A 19,029-nucleotide genomic window follows, 5' to 3' on the forward strand; every position below is an offset into this window, starting at 1 on the left:
AACTGAACAAAGTAAAAACAAATTGTGTAGTCTCCGTAATATTCCTTAGAAAGGAGGTGATCCAGCCGCACCTTCCGATACGGCTACCTTGTTACGACTTCACCCCAATCATCTATCCCACCTTAGGCGGCTGGCTCCAAAAAGGTTACCTTACCGACTTCGGGTGTTACAAACTCTCGTGGTGTGACGGGCGGTGTGTACAAGGCCCGGGAACGTATTCACCGCGGCGTGCTGATCCGCGATTACTAGCGATTCCGGCTTCATGCAGGCGAGTTGCAGCCTGCAATCCGAACTGAGAGAAGCTTTAAGAGATTAGCTTAGCCTCGCGACTTCGCAACTCGTTGTACTTCCCATTGTAGCACGTGTGTAGCCCAGGTCATAAGGGGCATGATGATTTGACGTCATCCCCACCTTCCTCCGGTTTGTCACCGGCAGTCTTGCTAGAGTGCCCAACTAAATGATGGCAACTAACAATAAGGGTTGCGCTCGTTGCGGGACTTAACCCAACATCTCACGACACGAGCTGACGACAACCATGCACCACCTGTCACTTTGCCCCCGAAGGGGAAGCTCTATCTCTAGAGTGGTCAAAGGATGTCAAGACCTGGTAAGGTTCTTCGCGTTGCTTCGAATTAAACCACATGCTCCACCGCTTGTGCGGGCCCCCGTCAATTCCTTTGAGTTTCAACCTTGCGGTCGTACTCCCCAGGCGGAGTGCTTAATGCGTTAGCTGCAGCACTGAAGGGCGGAAACCCTCCAACACTTAGCACTCATCGTTTACGGCGTGGACTACCAGGGTATCTAATCCTGTTTGCTCCCCACGCTTTCGAGCCTCAGCGTCAGTTACAGACCAGAGAGCCGCCTTCGCCACTGGTGTTCCTCCATATATCTACGCATTTCACCGCTACACATGGAATTCCACTCTCCTCTTCTGCACTCAAGTCTCCCAGTTTCCAATGACCCTCCCCGGTTGAGCCGGGGGCTTTCACATCAGACTTAAGAAACCGCCTGCGCTCGCTTTACGCCCAATAAATCCGGACAACGCTTGCCACCTACGTATTACCGCGGCTGCTGGCACGTAGTTAGCCGTGGCTTTCTGGTTAGATACCGTCAAGGGATGAACAGTTACTCTCATCCTTGTTCTTCTCTAACAACAGAGTTTTACGATCCGAAAACCTTCTTCACTCACGCGGCGTTGCTCGGTCAGACTTTCGTCCATTGCCGAAGATTCCCTACTGCTGCCTCCCGTAGGAGTTTGGGCCGTGTCTCAGTCCCAATGTGGCCGATCACCCTCTCAGGTCGGCTATGCATCGTGGCCTTGGTGAGCCGTTACCTCACCAACTAGCTAATGCACCGCGGGTCCATCCATCAGCGACACCCGAAAGCGCCTTTCAAATCAAAACCATGCGGTTTCGATTGTTATACGGTATTAGCACCTGTTTCCAAGTGTTATCCCCTTCTGATGGGCAGGTTACCCACGTGTTACTCACCCGTTCGCCACTCCTCTTTTTCCGGTGGAGCAAGCTCCGGTGGAAAAAGAAGCGTACGACTTGCATGTATTAGGCACGCCGCCAGCGTTCGTCCTGAGCCAGGATCAAACTCTCATAAAAAGTTCGAACAATCTTGTGATTGTTAAGCTCAATTTGTTTGCTAGCATATTGCTTGCTTGTTAAAAATGTTTGTTGTCTTGAATTGAATCAAGACGCCCTACACATTTGGTTTGTCTTACTTTGTTCAGTTTTCAAAGGTCTAATCTTTTTGTTTCAACAACTCTTTAATCTTATCAGATCCATAAGAGAATGTCAACAACTTCTTTGTTTATTTTTTCTAAATGTCTTTATCGCTCATTAGCAGCGACTTGATTATCATACCATCTCGATCGTTATTTGTCAATAACTTTTTTGAAGTTTTTTTCGATAGAATCAAGCTTTATAAGCTTTCTCATCTAAGCGACTTCGTTATTATAACATGATATCAAAAGTGCGTCAACACTATTTTTTATAATTTTTAGCGACACCTTAAAGGAATCATTTAGAACAAATAATAATATAGCAATCTCTTTATAAAATTGCAATAGAAAATTTCCTATTTTTCTTCATTATTTTTAAAGACGAATATTAAAGTGTTTTTATTGTTTTTTGTTCACTTAAAAGCTATTTACGATTAATCAACGAATGTTATTCAATTTTATTGTTCGCTAGATTTCTTTATAATGACCATCCTAAATTTCTTATCTGCTTGTATTTGGCTTCTTCTTTCTTAATGGATAATATAAAAAAACAAGCAAAGCACATGCTTTACTTGTCTTCTGTTTTTGCGATAGGAATAAAAATTCTAAAGATAGTCCCTTGCCCAACTACGCTTTCTGCTAAGATACGACCTTTGTAGTTTTCAACCAATTGTTTTGCGATAGACAATCCCAGACCATTTCCGCCCTTCGTTCTAGCCCTCGCTTTATCCACACGATAAAAACGATTGAAGATCTTATTAAGGTCTTCTTTGGGTATTCCTTCACCAAAGTCCTGAATAGCAATCTCAAATTCATTCAGAGTAGAAGAAATAGAGATATGGACTTCTTTTCGTGTAGTTGAATATTTTACTGCGTTATCCAATATGATAATGATTAATTGCTCAAAGTGATTACGATAAATTTGCAGGGTCACTTCTTTTGTCAAATCATCATCTAAAGTAATCACATAGTCTGGGTATAATATCTTGAAATTATTATAAACTTGATAGGTGACTTCTTTTCCTTTAGTTGTTTCATTTGCATAATGGACATCTACTTGTTCTGCTCTTGATAAGTCTAGCATCTCTTGAACTAAGCTTTTCATGCGGCTGATTTCTTGCATGCTGGCGCTTAACGATTCTTCCAATATCTCAGGATCATCTTTCCCCCAACGATTTAGCAAACTAAGATGCCCTTCAATGATTGCTACAGGAGTTCTTAACTCATGAGAGACGTCTTCCACGAACTGCTCTTGTTGTTCGATATACAAACGCATGCGGTCAAGCATCTCATTGAATATTTCAGCTAAATCTGCCAATTCATCATTCGTGTCGATTTCAGGCATGTGGATATCTGATTGCGGATCTTTACGTATAGTATCCATTGTATCTCTGAGTACCTTTAGTGGTTTCAAGAAGTAAGAAGATAAAAAGAAACCTAAAATACTACTTAAAATCAAAGAAACGACTTCTAAAACAATAAGAGTCAATAATAGCTTATTTCGGATATCATAGAAAGAAGATAATTCATAGAAGCTTTGCGCATAACCGATCTTTTCTCTTGTACCTTTAGAATATATAGGCTGTATAGATAAAAAGCCAGTTTTCCCTTCTAGTGTAACAATCGTTGGCACTTTACGTGTTGTTTGGATCAAGTTTCGACTGTTTTCGTGAGTTTTGAAAATCAAGTTCTCATCTAAATCATACACATAAAGATCCATCGAAGGCTGCCCTAGCTCAGCTATGAAGGAATCAATCTTCATTAAGTTTCCTTCGACCAGTGAAGTATGATCTATGACCTCATCTCCGTCATTTGTTGCTTTCGTCAGATTACGATACGTATTCACTAATGTCAGTTCTTCATCCGAGTTAGCCAAACGAGAGGCTACTTCTGAAATCGTACGTTCTACATTGTTTCTTTCTTTTGCAACAATCAGATTGATAGATGATTTATAGGTAATGACCGCAAAAATTGTAAATACGACGAATATGAAGAAAGAACTCGCAAAGGCCCACTTGATTGTCAAGGAGGGCCCTTTCAGTTCTCTTTTTTCCGATTTTTTCGGCTTTATCACGAGCGCATCACATAACCTGTTCCGCGGACAGTTTGGATATAGCTTTCCTCCCCTGGAACGTCAATTTTATTGCGAAGATAACGAATATATACATCCACTACGTTTGTTTCAACTTCCGTTTCGTATCCCCATACTTTATTTAGTAAAACATCACGTGCTAATACCACGTTCACGTTTTCCATTAAAGTAAGTAGCAATTCGTATTCTCTTTTTGTTAGTTCAATTACTTCGTTTCCGCGACGTACGACACGGTTTTCTTTTTCGATAGTCAAATCACGATAAGTAATAGTGGTTTGTTTTGCCACATTTTTGTCACCTTCAATATCGATTCGACGCAACAATGCCCGAAGACGCGCTAATAGTTCTTCGATAGCAAATGGTTTGACGATGTAGTCATCTGCTCCATGGTCAAGTCCTGATACACGATCGATTACAGAATCTCTTGCAGTCATCATAATAATTGGTGTATTTTTGACTTGGCGTACGCGTCTGCAGACTTCTAAACCGTTCAATTCTGGAAGCATCAGGTCCAATAATATGGCATCCCACTCATTATTTAATGCCGCATCTAAACCAGTACGACCGTTGTAATGGACTTCTGCGTTATACCCTTCATGCTTCAACTCTAGCTCGACAAATCGAGCTAAGTTCTTTTCATCTTCAATGATTAGAATATTACTCATTTATTATTTTATCCTTTCTATCTACTGGCTTTTTAAAAACTCTATCATTATACCGATAATCTGCTTAAAAATCTATAGTCATTTTATCATGAATAGCAGTTTTAAAAAAGAGCTGAAGTCTACTCATAACAATTGACTTCAGCTCTTTCGTCCTCTTTTTATTTTCTCATTTCCTAACAGCCGAAAGACTATTATTCTTCATGGTACCATGAGTAATGGAAGATTCCTTCTTTGTCGACACGTTCATATGTGTGTGCGCCAAAGTAATCGCGTTGGGCTTGGATTATATTTGCAGGCAGACGTTCTGCTCTGTATGAATCGAAGTAAGCGATGGCTGATGAGAAAGTTGGTACAGGTACGCCAGCTTGGACAGCCAAGGCAACGACGTCTCGGACTGATTGCTGATATTTTTTCGTGATTTCAACGAAATAATCATCTAGCAATAAATTTTCGATCTCAGGATTTTTGTCATAAGCATCCGTGATTTTTTGCAAGAATCGAGCTCTGATGATACATCCAGCACGCCAAATTTTTGCGATTTCGCCAAATGGCAAATCCCAATCAAATTCTTTTGAAGCGACACGTAATTGAGCAAATCCTTGAGCATAACTCATGATTTTACTGAAATACAACGCTTCTCGGATTTTTTCGACCAATTCTTTTTTGTCTCCTGTGAACTCAAAATCGTTCGTACGAGACAAAATTTTACTTGCTTGTACGCGTTCTTCTTTATAAGCAGAAATGTAACGGGCAAATACAGATTCAGTAATCAATGGAAGTGGCACGCCTAAGTCAAGCGCACTTTGGCTTGTCCATTTACCTGTTCCTTTATTTCCAGCTGCATCAAGGATCACATCTACGACTGGTTTACCTGTTCCTTCATCGTCTTTTCGAGTCAGGATGTCAGCTGTGATTTCGATCAGGTAGCTGTCTAATTCGCCTTGATTCCATTCTTTAAAGATATCAGCCATTTCTTCTACTGAAAGGTCTAAAATATTCTTCATCAAGTCATAAGATTCAGCAATCAGTTGCATATCTCCATACTCAATACCGTTGTGTACCATTTTCACATAGTGTCCGGCTCCGTTTGGGCCAATATAGGTAACACATGGTGCTCCGTCTTCTGCTTTTGCAGAAATTTGCTCTAAGATTGGTGCAACTAGCTCATACGCTTCTTTTTGTCCACCAGGCATGATTGAAGGTCCTTTTAAAGCTCCTTCTTCACCACCGGAAACGCCTGTACCGATAAAGTTAATACCAGAGTTGGCTAATTCTTCATTACGACGCATCGTATCTTTAAAGAATGTATTTCCTCCGTCAATCAGAATATCGCCTTTATCAAGGTGAGGAAGCAACTCTTGGATTGTTGCATCTGTTGCCGGTCCTGCTTTGACCATCAGAAGAATCCGACGTGGTTTTTCGATTGATTCTACAAATTCTTCGATTGTGTACGTTGCTTTGAAATTTTTATCTGGGTGTTCTTCTACTACAGCGGTTGTTTTAGCCCCTGTACGGTTGAATAAGGCCACTGAATAGCCGCGGCTTTCTATATTCAAGGCTAGATTTTTACCCATAACGGCCATACCGACAACGCCGATTTGTTGTTTTGACATATGAACTCCTCCTACATACGGGATTTCTCCCTAATCTCTTACATTATAGCTTAACACGGCTACATTGCAAACTAAAGAACAACATATTTTTTATTTACCGCTTATAAAAAAATAAACCTCAAGGCTCCATGGTTAGCCTTGAGGTTTTACATTTTCTAATTAAAATGTATTAAGCTTCTTTTGACATTACGTCCTTACCATCATAGTAACCACAATTTGCACATACGTGATGGCTTTTTTTCATTTCACCACAGTTTGGACATTCGTTTAATCCTTTGATTGTCAACTTGTAGTGTGTACGACGTTTTGCTTTTTTAGCTTTTGATGTTCTTCTAGCTGGTACTGCCATTTTGCTACACCTCCTTGTAAAGTCTTGCACCTATAATAGATACAATATATTCCAATCTTACTTGTTATCGTCGTTTTTTGATTCAGAATCAAAAAGTTCAGATAGTTTTGCAAGACGAGGATCAATTTTATTCTCGGCTTCTTCCATTTTTCTGCGTTGGTATTCTTCTTCGGAAACAACTTCCCAATCATTGCCTTTTGGAAGTTCTGTTGCTGCTTCCTCTTCTTTTGTCAATACCCGCATCGGAATCGCCAATAAGATGTTGTCTTCAATTGACTCTGCTAAATTCAATAACGGACCTTCAATCAGCAAAATCTCATCTGCAGACATTTGCTCATCTCTGCTTTGGAATTGTTCTTCTGTCATGAATACTTCGTCTACAGAAAAATCCATCGGCAGTTCAACAGGTTCTAGCGAACGTGTTGAAGGAACTGTCAAAGTCGTCTGCACAGTGTAATGAACGATATAGCCTTTCTTATCAACTGAGACCAAACCTTCGACTTCCACTGGCGCAACATCAAGTATTAAATTGTCTCGCTTCATGAGAGCGGCTTTCAAGTCGAGCGTCTCATGAAAAGTTAACGGTGTCTCCTGGTATTTTCTCAATTCCAATAAAGACCATTTCATTTTTCATCACTCCTAAGCAACAAAAGCAATTATACAGGGCAAAAACCATGTTGTCAATGAAATTTTCTTGACACCTTGCAGTTCATAAAAAAACAGAAATATCTTTAACAGAAAGCCTCTGTTTGCTATCATCTTCAGAATCATTTACAATAATCATTATTCTATCAAAGGAGCGGATGATCTTTATGAACACGAAAGATATTGAATACTATGTCCAAATCGTCAAACAAAAAAACTTTACGAAAGTGGCTAATTATTTCCGTGTGAGCCAACCTACTATTACATATGCATTACAACGTCTTGAAAAAGAGTTTGACGCCATACTTATCACAAGAGATCGTTCGCATCACGAATTAATCGTCACACCTTCTGGAAAGCAGCTGTTTCTCCATGCACAAACTATTCTCCAAGAGATTTCTACTGCAAGGGCTGAAATCACTCAGTTACAAAAGAAAAAGCTGCGTTTTGGCATGCCGCCTATTATCGGCAATGAGTACTTTCCAAAACTGTCAGGTTACTTTATCAAGCATGAATTGATGAATCAGATTGAAATCACCGATGGAGGCTCTCGGGACTTATATGGAATGATCCGTCAAGGGAGGATCGATTTAGCCGTATTAGGCTCAACACAGCCAATCGTAGATCAATATTTAGAAACAGAATTACTTTTGGATAAACGTTTCATGATCGTCGTTCCGCCTACTCACCCTCTTGCCCAGCAGAAGGCGGTCTCTTTCAAAGATATATCAGATGAACAGTTTGTGTTATTGAACGAACATTATGTCCACCCAGCAGCATTCACTAAACTTTCTAAACAAACACATACTCAACCAAAAGTTGTTTATCAAAGCAATGATTTGACGATTTTAAAGAGTATGATCCGTGAAAATGTTGGTATCGGTTTTTTGGCAGAGATTGCTGTCCATCCTGAAGATCATTTAGTTTGCCTCCCACTTTCAGACGAAGTTCAGCCTCGCTTCTTGATTTCATTGGCAAAACGAACACAACAGCTTGTCACACCGCTTCAAGAACAAGTAGTCCAAGTCATCCATGAATTCGTTACAGCACAAAAAAACAGCTCTTCATAAATGAAGAGCTGTTTTTATTTTGTATTAAGCTTAAATTAGATAGCTGTTGTTTCGCCACGGTAAACGATGCCGCGACGTGAATCAACAGTAATCAATTCGCCATCAGTAATTGTTGTTGTTGCGCCTTTAGCACCAACGATTACAGGAATATCTTGTGCAATTCCTACAACTGCAGCGTGAGAAGTCAATCCGCCTTCTTCAACGATAACAGCAGCTGCTTTTTCGATTGCAGGCATGTATTCTTTGTCAGTTGATGGTACAACTAGAACCATTCCGTCTTTTGCTTTTTTTACAGCTTCTTCAGCAGATGAAGCAATAACTGCATTTGCAACGACAGATTTTTGTCCAACGCCTTGAGCTTCTAATAATTTAGAACCAATCATTTGAATTTTCATCACGTTAGTTGTTCCGCGTTCGCCAACTGGTACACCAGCAGTGATCAAGATTAAATCGCCTTCTGATGCGAAACCTAATTCAACAGCTTTTTTAGCTGCTAGTTCAAACATTTCATCAGTTGTTGATGGTTTTTCAGCAACTGTTGGGTAAACACCCCAGTTTAACATCAAACCACGTTTTGTGCGTTCGTCAAAAGTAACAGCCAAGATATCTGCATCTGGGCGATATTTTGAAATCATTTTTGCAGTGTAGCCTGATTCAGTTGCAGCAACGATTGTTTTGACGCCTAGATTTTTTGCAGCACGAGCCACAGATAAACCGATTGTTTCAGTTACATCTGTTTTATCGAATTCGTTCAATTGGAATGTACCTAATTCTGATAATGCATTTTCAGCTTCTTGGTCGATACGTGCCATTGTTGAAACAGCTTCAACTGGGTAGTCTCCGTTTGCAGATTCACCAGATAACATTGTTGCATCTGTTCCGTCAAATACAGCATTGGCAACGTCAGAAGCTTCCGCACGTGTTGGACGTGGGTTTTCTTGCATTGATTCTAACATTTGTGTAGCAGTGATAACTGGGATACCAGCAGCGTTACATTTTTTGATGATACGTTTTTGAACCATTGGTACTAGTTCAGCTGGGATTTCCACACCCATATCTCCACGGGCAATCATAACACCGTCAGAAACTTTGATGATTTCGTCAATGTTGTCGATACCTTCTTGAGATTCGATTTTAGGGAAGATTTGAACATGAGTCATGTCTTTTTCTTCTAAAATTTCGCGAATATCTAGAACGTCTTGTGCTTTACGTACAAAACTTGCAGCGATAAAGTCGATATCGTTGTCTAAACCAAAACGAATATCGTCAGCATCTTTTGGAGTAATACCTGGCAAACTGATAGAAACGCCTGGTGCATTTACCCCTTTACGTGATCCTAGCATACCTGCATTTTTAACTTCTACGACTAATTCACGGTTTGCTTCGTCTTTTTCAATGATTTCCATGTCGATCAAGCCATCATCGAATAAAACGTGTCCGCCTACGTGAACATCGTCAAATAATCCTGGGTAAGTAACCGCGATTTTTTCTTTTGAACCTACATGTTCAGGATCCATAGAGATGCGTGTTTGATCTCCTACTTCAAATTTGATGTATCCTGCACGACCAAAATCAGCTTCTGTTGTGCCTTGAACAGTTGTACGGATTTCAGCTCCTTTTGTATCTAAAAGAATACCGACATCTTTTCCTGTCTTTTTAACTGCTTCACGGACCATAGTCATACGTGATAATTGTTCTTCATGGTCACCATGAGAAAAGTTAAAGCGGAAGACATTTGCCCCAGATTCAATCAATTGAGAAATAATTTCTACTGAGTTACTTGCTGGTCCTAATGTACTAACGATTTTGGTTTTTTTCATTTAAAAAACTCTCCCATTCAATTTTGTTTATTTAAAGCTGTACACAGCTTAAATAGCTTGGTTTCTTTCACTCTTAAAATGAAAGTGAATTATTTAGATCATATAATGATAAGTCTGGTTTATGCTTGTTGTTTTCTAGTGTATCAATGATGTCAGCTGCAACGATTTCGTTGTCATGGATACCGACACATAATCCACCTTTTCCTTCTTGAAGCAATTCGACAGCGTAAGCACCGAATTTACTTGCTAAGACGCGGTCGCGTGCGCTTGGTGCTCCACCACGGACAACGTGTCCCAAGATAGATACACGTGTATGATAGTCGCCAAATTCTGAAAGTTTTTCAGCGAATTCATTTCCGCCCATTACACCTTCAGCCAAGATGATCAAGCAATGTTTCTTCCCACGATCACGGCCTTCTTGGATTTTTTTAGCAACTGAAGCCATATCAAAATCATGTTCTGGGATGATGATTTCATCTGCTCCGCCAGCTACACCTGACCATAAAGCGATGTCACCTGCATTGCGTCCCATTACTTCGATAACGAATGTACGAACATGAGAAGTCGCTGTGTCACGAATACGGTCAATTGATTCTAGCACTGTATTGATTGCTGTATCAAAACCGATCGTGAAGTCAGTACCAGGAATATCATTATCGATTGTTCCAGGAATACCTACTGCTGGGAATCCACGTTTTGTCAAAGCCATTGCGCCATGATAAGAACCGTCTCCTCCGATAACCACTAGACCTTCGATCCCGAATTTTTTCAATTGTTCGATTCCTTTTAATTGACCTTCTTCAGTTGCAAATTCTGGATAACGTGCAGAATACAAGAATGTACCACCACGTTGGATCTTGTCACCTACATCTGCCACATCAAGACGACGAATATCTCCAGCAACTAAACCGGCAAACCCATAATTGATCCCGTATACTTCCAGTCCTTCGTAAATACCTTTACGAACAACGGCACGAACAGCTGCATTCATTCCAGGTGCGTCTCCGCCACTGGTCAAAATTCCGATGCGTTTCATAATAAACATTCACCTCATTAAAATACTTTATCCTAAGTATAACTTAGGTTTACAACCATTTTTGCGTTAACCACGACTAACATTCTAACATTATTTTTCTCGCTTGTCTTGATTTACGGATAAAAAAATGAAAAAAAATGAAAGCAAGTAGTATTTTTTACCGTAAGTTATTTGAAAACCACATTATCTTCGCCAAGTAGAGAAACAAGTTGCCCCTTTATACTCTTGCTGTCATCCACCCAATAAGCATCTGACAGAACAACTTTTCGTTGTGTTTTTTCGTGGTACATAATTACTGGAATATATCCTGGGTGTTTCTGAAAAATCCCTTGTAATTGTTTCATTATCTCAGGGTCTTCCCGTTCTTCTGTAATACGTAAATAGCACGTTTGTGAAGGATACTGTGTTTCTAATTGACGAGGATCAGCAAAGCTTTCTCCAATCAATTGTAGTTCCTGGTTATATTTGCTGATTTCGCTACGCCCTTGAACAAAGATCACTTGATCAACTGCAAACAGGTTACGATATTTTCGATAAAGAGTTGGAAAAACCGTGACAGAAATTTCTCCGCTACTATCGGTTCCTTCCACGAAGGCCATCAGTTCGCCTTTTTTTGTCCGAATCTCTCTAACTTCCTTTATCATCAATAGTAAATTGACTGGTTGATTAGGAACGATATCTGTAATCAGCTGAACCTGTTTAGCTAAACGAAGCCGGTCAAACCCTTCTGCAGGATGCCCTGACAAATAAACACCTAAGTATTCCTCTTCCAGCTTCAGTCGTTCTTCTAGTGTATAGTCAGCAACTTCTTCTTCTTTTAATGCCATGATTCCTAGCAAATCTAGACTGCCACCACTGTAAACGATATTTTGGATTTTCCCTTCGAGATCAAGCATCAATTGTTTCCTGTTAGGAGATAATTCATCAAAAACGCCTACTGCTGTCAGTGATTGCAGTAACTCTAATTTCAGCCACCGCTTATCGATCCGTATGAGGAATTGATCTACTGACTTGAACGGGCCATTTTGTTTTCTTTCATTCAATACATCTTCTACAAAATCACGTCGGATGCCTTTTATCGCTGTCAGCCCGAATCTGATCTCTTCCTTATTGACCAACTCAAAACTATAATTGCTTTGATTGATGGATGGTGAAGAAAGTTTGAGTTTATTTTTACGTGCTTCTGCAATATATTCTTTCAATTTCGTTGTGTTATGCCGAACAGAATTCATTAGACTAGTGAAGAAAGCCCCTGGATGATGAGCCTTTAGATATGCCATTTGGAATCCCACGAAGGAATAAGCAAATGCATGCGACCGATTGAATCCATAGTTTGCAAATTTTTCAATATATTCATATACAGTCACTGCTGTTTTTTCCGAATATCCTTGTTGTAATGCTCCTGATACAAAATGCGACTTTTCTTCATCTAATACGTCTTTTTTCTTTTTACTAACTGCCCGCCTCAAAATATCTGACTGTCCTAATGTAAATCCAGCCATAGTCGAGGCGATCTGCATGATTTGTTCCTGATAGACAATCACCCCGTATGTGTTTTTCAAAATCGGGATCAGTGAATCATCGGGGTAGCGAATGGCTTCTTTTCCTTTTTTTCTGGCAATGAAGGTGTCGATATTTTGCATAGGACCTGGACGATACAACGCATTGACTGCGGCAATATCTTCGATGTTTTCTGGTCCTAATCTTCGTAAAACGTTTCGAATACCAGCAGATTCAAATTGAAATACTCCTGAAGTTTCGCCTCGTTGAAATAAGAGTAGCGTTTTTGCATCATTTAATGGAATCTCTTTTAATCGGATTTCCTGCCCTTCTACTCGCTTAACAGCCTTTAAAGTAAAATCAATAATCGATAAATTGCGTAGTCCTAGAAAGTCCATTTTCAAAAGACCGATGGCTTCTACCTCATTCATCGTATATTGGGTCAGAAAAGCTTCATCAGAACCGCGTTGGAGCGGTACTAATTCAAGTAGATTTCTATCGCTGATAACTACCCCTGCTGCGTGAGTCGAAACGTGTCTTGGCAATCCTTCTAAAATCACTGCGGTTTTGAATAAAAGTTGGTTTTTTTCGCTTGCCTGAACTAATTCTACTAGTTGACGCGATGTTTTGTAGGCTTGGGTCAATGTGATTTTCAGCTGGTTTGGTATTGCTTTTGACCAGCGGTTTGCTTCACTTTGTGACAGACCAAACACTCTAGCCGCATCTCTAAGAACCATTTTTGCAGCCATTGTACCAAATGTCGCGATTTGCGCCATGTGATATTGTCCATACTTTTCTCGAACATAATTCAATACTTCCTCACGTCGGTTGTCAGGAATATCCAAATCAATATCCGGCATCGTAAAACGTTCAGGATTTAAAAATCGTTCGAATAGCAAGTCATACTCTAATGGATCCACATCTGTGATTTCTAACACATAGGCTACTAATGAACCAGCAGCAGAACCACGGCCTGCACCGGTAACGATTTTATTTCTATGAGCAAAAGCCATTACATCCCATACGATCAGGAAATAATCATCGAATCCCATTTGATGGATGACAGATAACTCATAGTCCAAACGTTCTCGGTACTCCTTTGTATAATCAACGATCCGATGTTCCACTTGCGAGTAGCATAGCTCTCTTAAATATTCTCCAGCTTGTTTTTCTTGAGGGACGGGATAATGCGGGAGTAATTTCTGATGAAACTGAAATTCAAATGAAATCGATTCGGCCAAGCGCTGAGCACCTATTACAGCTTTTGAAAGACCTGCTTCTTCGAATCGTTTGATCATTTCTTGTTCTGAAAGCAAGTAACCATTTGCTGGTGGTAAAGGTGCAGATAAACTTTCTAAAGGCATCTGACTTCCCTCTTTGATATGCTTCATCACTTCAAGCGCAAAAAGGTCTTCTTGCTGTAAACTAGCGATTGGATGCAATGCACAAAGCGGATAATCTTCTTTTGTCACATACTGATACCATTCAGGCAATTGATCAGGCGTGTTTTCTGACAAGCCGATATAAAAATCATTAGTAAAAACATTTTCAAGCAAAAACTGCCAATGACTGAAAAAATGTTCCTCTTTATTGAAAGCCTCAGAAACAGAATGATTTGCCGGAACGACAAACACTAGATGGTCGGTTTCTATCATATCATCAAGTGCCATTTTTTCTTGGATCATTTTTCGACTGGAAAGTTTCATCAGCTGCTGATAACCTGTCTCATCTTTTGCGTACGCAAGCAAACCATAATTTTTTTCTTCATAAGTATAACTAAGATGTAATCCAATGATTGGCTGTATTCCTTCTTCTACACAAATACGATAGAATTCAGGTGCACCGTATAAGACATCTTTATCCGTTATGGCTAATGAAGTGTAGCCTTGTTTTTTTGCTTCTTGTACATATTCTCGAATACGGATCGTACTTTGTAAAAGAGAATAAGAAGTAATTGTATAAAGTTGTGGGAAAAACATCTTGCATTCCGCCTTTTTTTTCGTTAAAATTCACTAGCGTTAAAAGGTCTGATCCTTTTACTTTCATTAAATAACAAGTGCTGAAGTTCATTGTTCTACTTCATTTGCTTGCTTCTAGTCTGTAGGAATGAGTTCTTTCACAAGAACTCGAATTTTATTGAGATTTAGTCTCGTTTCTTTACATTCAAAGAAAATCTGGTAAAATTAAGATAGAAAAGAGGTGTTCTTTATGCGATATATCGTTACATTATTCTGGGCTGTCGTTCTAGGTCAAGTAGTCGGTTATATTGGTGCTGCATTAACAAGCGGAACATATGATTTTACTTTGACAACAATCATTTCATTAATTGCGGGTGTCATTATCCTTTTGATTGGTGCAGTTGCGCCAAGAAAAGAAACCTCTGCCCATTCGTAAAAAACCAGCCAAGAGCTTGAGATATCTCAAGCTCTTTTTTATTTTCAATTATCACCACTATTATAATCTACTGCGAAGAACTTTACGAAAATTGAATAGAGAAAGAAGAATATTTGACAGGACGAATAAACTTGTCACAATAAAAACAGCACTGTAATTATAAGCATGCGCAACTGTCGACCCCAGCATGGGTCCTAGAACCTGTCCAAAGTTACTGAACATCTGATTATAGCTATAGATTCGGCTGACCCCTTCTTGTGGCGTGATCTTACTGATCAGTGTATTGACAGAAGGCATCAGAGCACCAGTTGAAAAGCCTAAAATAAAACGAAGTATACCTAATTGGAGTGGTGTCGTGACAAACGCCATGGGCAAATAACAGCAAAATGATAAGATGAGTCCTCCAATTAAAACTTTTTGATTCCCAATCTTATCCCCTAGTTTTCCTAGTTTTGGTGAAGAAAAGACTGCGGAAACACCAGCTATCGAAACAATCAAGCCGCTGACAAACAGGATATTTTCTGTACTTCCGCTTAATTCACGAATATATAAGGTCAAAATAGGGCTGATCGTAGTGATCCCTATCTGTAAAATCAAGGTCGTGATGAAGAGACCAATCAAAATAGAGAGATGATCCATTTTTGAAAAAATTTCTTTGGTGCTTATCAGATCTTTTTTCTCGATTGGATGGAAATCTTCTTTGACTAAGAAGATGGTCAGCACCGTTGTGATCATCAACAAAGCCCCTGTGATCAAGAATACATTTTCCATACCAAACCACTGAGCCAATGCACCGCCCATTGAAGGTCCGATTAGATTCCCCGCAATCGCTCCGGTGGATAATGTTCCTAATGCCCATCCGCTCTTTTCTCTAGGCGCTTGTGAAGCGATCATTGCTGTTGCATTTGGAATATACCCAGACAAGATCCCGTTCCAAAAACGCATGATCAAAAGCCAATACGCGTTCGGTACAAAAGCTAAAGAACCCATCGTCAACGTCATCCCAGCTGCTGCACGGATCATCATTAGTTTTCGGCCTTTTCGATCAGCTAGATTTCCCCAGATTGGTGCAACCACGGCAGATGCAAAAGCAGTAACAGAGATTGCTAGTCCCGAAAACAATTCGATTTGATCTTTTGGTGTTCCTAGTTGCTCAACATAAACTGGTATGAATGGCATAACTAAACTAATACTTGCACCAGTGAAAAAACAGCCAATCCACGCAATCACTAAATTTTTTCTCCAATTAATCTCCATCTATCATCCCTCTTTCGTCTCTTTTATCATACCTATTTTCGAATAAACAAGCAACGATCTCGCTAGTAAAAAGAGAAAAATCCCGCAAAAATCATTTTATATGTAACGTTCTTTTTATGTAAAACAAAAAGAGACCAGAACAAATGCTGTTCCAATCCCTTCTCTTTATTTAAATCGTTGCTAGAATGATGAAGTTGATGATGAATAAAATATCAACAATCCACAAAGCAACAGAAACTTCATTGAATTTTCCTTTGATTACTTTGACAATTGTATAGAAAATAAATCCTGCTGCAATCCCATAGGAAATGCTATAGCACAATCCCATAAAGATCGATGCAAAGAAGGCTGGTAAAGCTTCTTCCATATCTAGCCATTTGATGTCTGCAAAAGAAGCCATCATCATTACTCCGACCAAAATCAGTGCTGGCGCAGTTGCTTGATTTGGTACAATGGCGATCAGCGGGGAGAACAGACTACTTAATGCGAATAGCACTGCCACTACTACTGAAGTCAAACCAGTACGTCCACCGGCTCCGATTCCAGCTGCAGATTCGACATAAGTTGTTGTATTTGATGTACCAAAGATAGCACCTACGGAAGTAGCGATTGCATCGGCAAATAGCGCTTTATCCATTTTTGTTTTGAACCCGCGACCATCTTCCAATGCGATCTCGTCCTCTTTTGAGAAAATACCTGTGCGGCGTCCTGTACCGATAAATGTTCCGATCGTATCAAATGTATCAGATAAACTGAATGCGATGATCGTCATCAATACTTGAGGGATCTTGGAAGAATCACTGAATAAAGATTGCATTCCTTCAGAACCAAATGCTGCACCGAACGTTGTTCCTAATTCTTTAAATGAATTGCCTAACGAATTCGTTTGCCAATCAATGGAACTTAAATCAACAACACCCATAAAAATCCCAAGGACTGTGGTCGCTACGATACCGATAAGAATAGCACCACGGACATTTTTTACAACTAAAATGGCTGTCAGTACCAGACCAATCACGGCTAACAAGATAGGTGCGTTGTCAAAGTTGGCTAACGCGGGAACGATTCCGCCATTTATCGTAACATTTGTTGCTTTTCCACCTTCAACGACAGAACTCGAAATAGCAGATTGGTCTGCTGAAAAAGATAAGAATCCTGCATTTTTGATCCCGACATACGCAACGAAAATACCGATCCCGCCACCAATCGCATGTTGAAGACTTTCAGGAATCGCCCGAATGATCATCTTTCGGATATTTGTAACAGTAATAAAAATATTGATTAATCCGCAAATAAAAACCATTGCCAAGGCTTGTTGCCAAGAATAGCCAAGCCCGAAAACGACCGTAAAAGTGAAAAATGCGTTCAATCCCATACCAGGTGCCTGAGCATATGGTACATTCGCGAACAATCCCATGACTAGCGTACCAATGATTGATGCAATGATTGTGGCTAGAAATACTGCTTGGAACGGCATACCTGATGCTGATAAAATCGTCGGATTTACGAATAAGATATAACTCATGGCAAAGAATGTCGTTACTCCCGCCATTATTTCAGTTGATACATTTGTATTGTTTTTCTTTAAACCGAAAAACTTTTCCATAAAAAGTTCCACTCCCTGAATTTTTTTCTGATGGAAAACTATAATAATAAAAAATATGCAAAATATGGCAAATCCATCGAACAATTTCAAATTATATAGGCGTTTCATTCGTTTTTCAACGTTTTTTTAACAAAAAAACCGAAAACAATACTTAATGTTCGTGTTTAGCTCGTATTCATTCATTTACATAGCCATAACTGTATTTTTTGTTAGGAATAACTGATTGCTCTTGTTAATTACCTAAAATATGCTAGACTAAAACAAATGCTAGTTGAGGAAGGAAGGACCTTTATTGAATAAAAAATTAATTGCCATCGATCTGGACGGAACGACCCTCAATCAAGATTCGATGATTACCTCTAAAACAAAAGAAACCCTGAAAAAAGCAATCAATGCTGGTCATCATGTCAGTATCGCTACTGGACGCCCATTTCGAATGAGCCATCAATTTTACCAACAATTAGAGTTAACAACACCGATGGTTAATTTTAACGGCGCATTGGTGCATATCCCTAATCAACATTGGGATGGCGAAAGAGAAACGTTGATTAATCGTGAAATTGCTTTTGAAATCTTATCGCAAAAAAAACAGTTGAATCTAGACTTTATCGCTGCTGAAAATCGGGATACTTTTTTTATCGACAGCTTTGACTTCTTTGATGAAAAAATTTTTGCTTCTTCACGTCCTGGAGAAAAAAACTTGCTTTCTCCTAAAAATCTAACGACAAATCCTACATCTTTGCTTGTCCGAACAGACAAGCGTTTTGCAGAAACTGTATCTGCTGAATTAACACGTCAATTTGGCAGTTATGTGGATGTTCGTACATGGGGCGGTCCCACGGCGATCTTAGAGATTGTTTCAAAAGGAATCCAAAAAGCAAAAGGTGTGCAAGAGATTGCTAACTACTTATCTATCGATCAACAAGACGTGATTGCTTTTGGTGATGAGCATAATGATTTGGAACTGCTGGATTATGCAGGCTGGGGAGTGGCTATGGCTAATGGTACTGATCAGCTCAAAGGCATCGCAAATGATGTCACTCCTTTGAGTAATCAAGAAGACGGTTTAGCTGTTTACCTGGAAAAATTACTTAAACTACAATAGAGAATTAGATTCCACAAAAAAAAGGTTGTGACAATTTTTGTCACAACCTTTTTTGCCGAGTAAACGGTGCTCAATCAGCTGTCCTTCGGTATTAGCTCAAAAACGGCAAAATATGAGAAGCTATTTTTCCGTTTTGTTTCTCTAATAC

At 39.6% G+C, this 19,029-nt stretch carries 13 protein-coding genes and 1 rRNA gene; 3 read left to right on the top strand and 11 right to left on the bottom strand.

Features of this window, described 5'->3' with window-relative positions; all coding sequences use genetic code 11:
• Positions 1–49 precede the first annotated feature (49 nt).
• The 6 genes from A5816_RS07280 to A5816_RS07305 all read right to left on the bottom strand — a co-directional run bounded on the left by A5816_RS07280 (position 50) and on the right by A5816_RS07305 (position 7,075).
• Positions 50–1,610, bottom strand: a 16S ribosomal RNA gene (locus tag A5816_RS07280).
• A 687-nt stretch (positions 1,611–2,297) separates the two neighbouring features.
• On the bottom strand, positions 2,298–3,803 hold the full coding sequence (locus A5816_RS07285) for a HAMP domain-containing histidine kinase (RefSeq protein WP_002310397.1): 1,506 nt from the start codon (positions 3,801–3,803) through the stop codon (positions 2,298–2,300).
• Entirely contained in the window at positions 3,800–4,486 is a 687-nt protein-coding gene (locus A5816_RS07290) for a response regulator transcription factor (protein WP_002290973.1), read from the bottom strand. Before A5816_RS07290 ends, A5816_RS07285 begins: the two co-directional genes overlap by 4 nt.
• 191 nt (positions 4,487–4,677) lie before the next feature.
• Entirely contained in the window at positions 4,678–6,099 is a 1,422-nt protein-coding gene (gene gndA, locus A5816_RS07295) for an NADP-dependent phosphogluconate dehydrogenase (RefSeq protein ID WP_002290971.1), read from the bottom strand.
• Positions 6,100–6,268: 169 nt separating this feature from the next.
• Positions 6,269–6,448: a 50S ribosomal protein L32 gene (rpmF, locus tag A5816_RS07300; RefSeq protein ID WP_002290970.1), complete on the bottom strand. Its 180-nt coding sequence runs from the start codon at positions 6,446–6,448 to the stop codon at positions 6,269–6,271.
• Between the two features lie 57 nt (positions 6,449–6,505).
• On the bottom strand, positions 6,506–7,075 hold the full coding sequence (locus tag A5816_RS07305) for a DUF177 domain-containing protein (protein WP_002290967.1): 570 nt from the start codon (positions 7,073–7,075) through the stop codon (positions 6,506–6,508).
• Positions 7,076–7,260: 185 nt separating this feature from the next.
• Between A5816_RS07305 and A5816_RS07310 the strand changes: the two genes are divergently transcribed.
• The gene (locus tag A5816_RS07310) at positions 7,261–8,163 is read left to right on the top strand and encodes a LysR substrate-binding domain-containing protein (protein WP_002373466.1); all 903 of its coding nucleotides are present in this window, start codon (positions 7,261–7,263) and stop codon (positions 8,161–8,163) included.
• A gap of 35 nt (positions 8,164–8,198) precedes the next feature.
• Here the strand turns inward: A5816_RS07310 and pyk are convergent, their stop codons facing one another.
• The 3 genes from pyk to dnaE form a co-directional block, all read right to left on the bottom strand.
• Positions 8,199–9,983 carry a pyruvate kinase gene (gene pyk / locus A5816_RS07315; protein ID WP_002290965.1) on the bottom strand — a complete coding sequence of 595 codons (1,785 nt, stop codon included), beginning with the start codon at positions 9,981–9,983 and terminating at the stop codon, positions 8,199–8,201.
• 73 nt (positions 9,984–10,056) lie between these two features.
• Positions 10,057–11,019 (bottom strand): 6-phosphofructokinase, encoded by a 963-nt coding sequence (pfkA, locus tag A5816_RS07320; protein WP_002310395.1) that lies wholly within the window; start codon positions 11,017–11,019, stop codon positions 10,057–10,059.
• A gap of 167 nt (positions 11,020–11,186) precedes the next feature.
• Positions 11,187–14,498, bottom strand: coding sequence for a DNA polymerase III subunit alpha (gene dnaE, locus A5816_RS07325; RefSeq protein ID WP_086311034.1), 3,312 nt, complete (start codon positions 14,496–14,498; stop codon positions 11,187–11,189).
• A 229-nt stretch (positions 14,499–14,727) separates the two neighbouring features.
• Between dnaE and A5816_RS07330 the strand changes: the two genes are divergently transcribed.
• Positions 14,728–14,913 carry a YjzD family protein gene (locus A5816_RS07330; RefSeq protein WP_002290959.1) on the top strand — a complete coding sequence of 62 codons (186 nt, stop codon included), beginning with the start codon at positions 14,728–14,730 and terminating at the stop codon, positions 14,911–14,913.
• A gap of 60 nt (positions 14,914–14,973) precedes the next feature.
• On the opposite strand, the gene A5816_RS07335 is transcribed toward A5816_RS07330, so the two are convergent.
• Positions 14,974–16,170, bottom strand: coding sequence for a multidrug efflux MFS transporter (locus A5816_RS07335; protein WP_002290958.1), 1,197 nt, complete (start codon positions 16,168–16,170; stop codon positions 14,974–14,976).
• A gap of 169 nt (positions 16,171–16,339) precedes the next feature.
• A complete protein-coding gene (locus tag A5816_RS07340; RefSeq protein ID WP_002310391.1) occupies positions 16,340–17,776 on the bottom strand; it encodes an NCS2 family permease in 1,437 nt (478 codons plus the stop codon).
• A 292-nt stretch (positions 17,777–18,068) separates the two neighbouring features.
• Here A5816_RS07340 and A5816_RS07345 point away from each other — a divergent pair, with 292 nt between their 5' ends.
• Positions 18,069–18,881, top strand: a complete 813-nt coding sequence (locus tag A5816_RS07345; protein WP_086311035.1) for a Cof-type HAD-IIB family hydrolase — start codon at positions 18,069–18,071, stop codon at positions 18,879–18,881.
• Positions 18,882–19,029: the final 148 nt, after the last annotated feature.

Source organism: Enterococcus sp. 3G1_DIV0629 (assembly GCF_002141285.1).
GTDB classification, from domain to species: domain Bacteria; phylum Bacillota; class Bacilli; order Lactobacillales; family Enterococcaceae; genus Enterococcus_B; species Enterococcus_B lactis.

Bases quoted from the DNA above. Each gene is read 5' to 3' on its own strand.
- A5816_RS07330 (WP_002290959.1), top strand. From the start codon at position 14,728: ATGCGATATATCGTTACATTATTCTGGGCTGTCGTTCTAGGTCAAGTA.
- A5816_RS07310 (WP_002373466.1), top strand. From the start codon at position 7,261: ATGAACACGAAAGATATTGAATACTATGTCCAAATCGTCAAACAAAAA.
- A5816_RS07340 (WP_002310391.1), bottom strand. From the start codon at position 17,776: ATGGAAAAGTTTTTCGGTTTAAAGAAAAACAATACAAATGTATCAACT.
- rpmF (WP_002290970.1), bottom strand. From the start codon at position 6,448: ATGGCAGTACCAGCTAGAAGAACATCAAAAGCTAAAAAAGCAAAACGT.
- A5816_RS07305 (WP_002290967.1), bottom strand. From the start codon at position 7,075: ATGAAATGGTCTTTATTGGAATTGAGAAAATACCAGGAGACACCGTTA.
- A5816_RS07335 (WP_002290958.1), bottom strand. From the start codon at position 16,170: ATGGAGATTAATTGGAGAAAAAATTTAGTGATTGCGTGGATTGGCTGT.
- dnaE (WP_086311034.1), bottom strand. From the start codon at position 14,498: ATGTTTTTCCCACAACTTTATACAATTACTTCTTATTCTCTTTTACAA.
- pfkA (WP_002310395.1), bottom strand. From the start codon at position 11,019: ATGAAACGCATCGGAATTTTGACCAGTGGCGGAGACGCACCTGGAATG.
- A5816_RS07290 (WP_002290973.1), bottom strand. From the start codon at position 4,486: ATGAGTAATATTCTAATCATTGAAGATGAAAAGAACTTAGCTCGATTT.
- gndA (WP_002290971.1), bottom strand. From the start codon at position 6,099: ATGTCAAAACAACAAATCGGCGTTGTCGGTATGGCCGTTATGGGTAAA.
- pyk (WP_002290965.1), bottom strand. From the start codon at position 9,983: ATGAAAAAAACCAAAATCGTTAGTACATTAGGACCAGCAAGTAACTCA.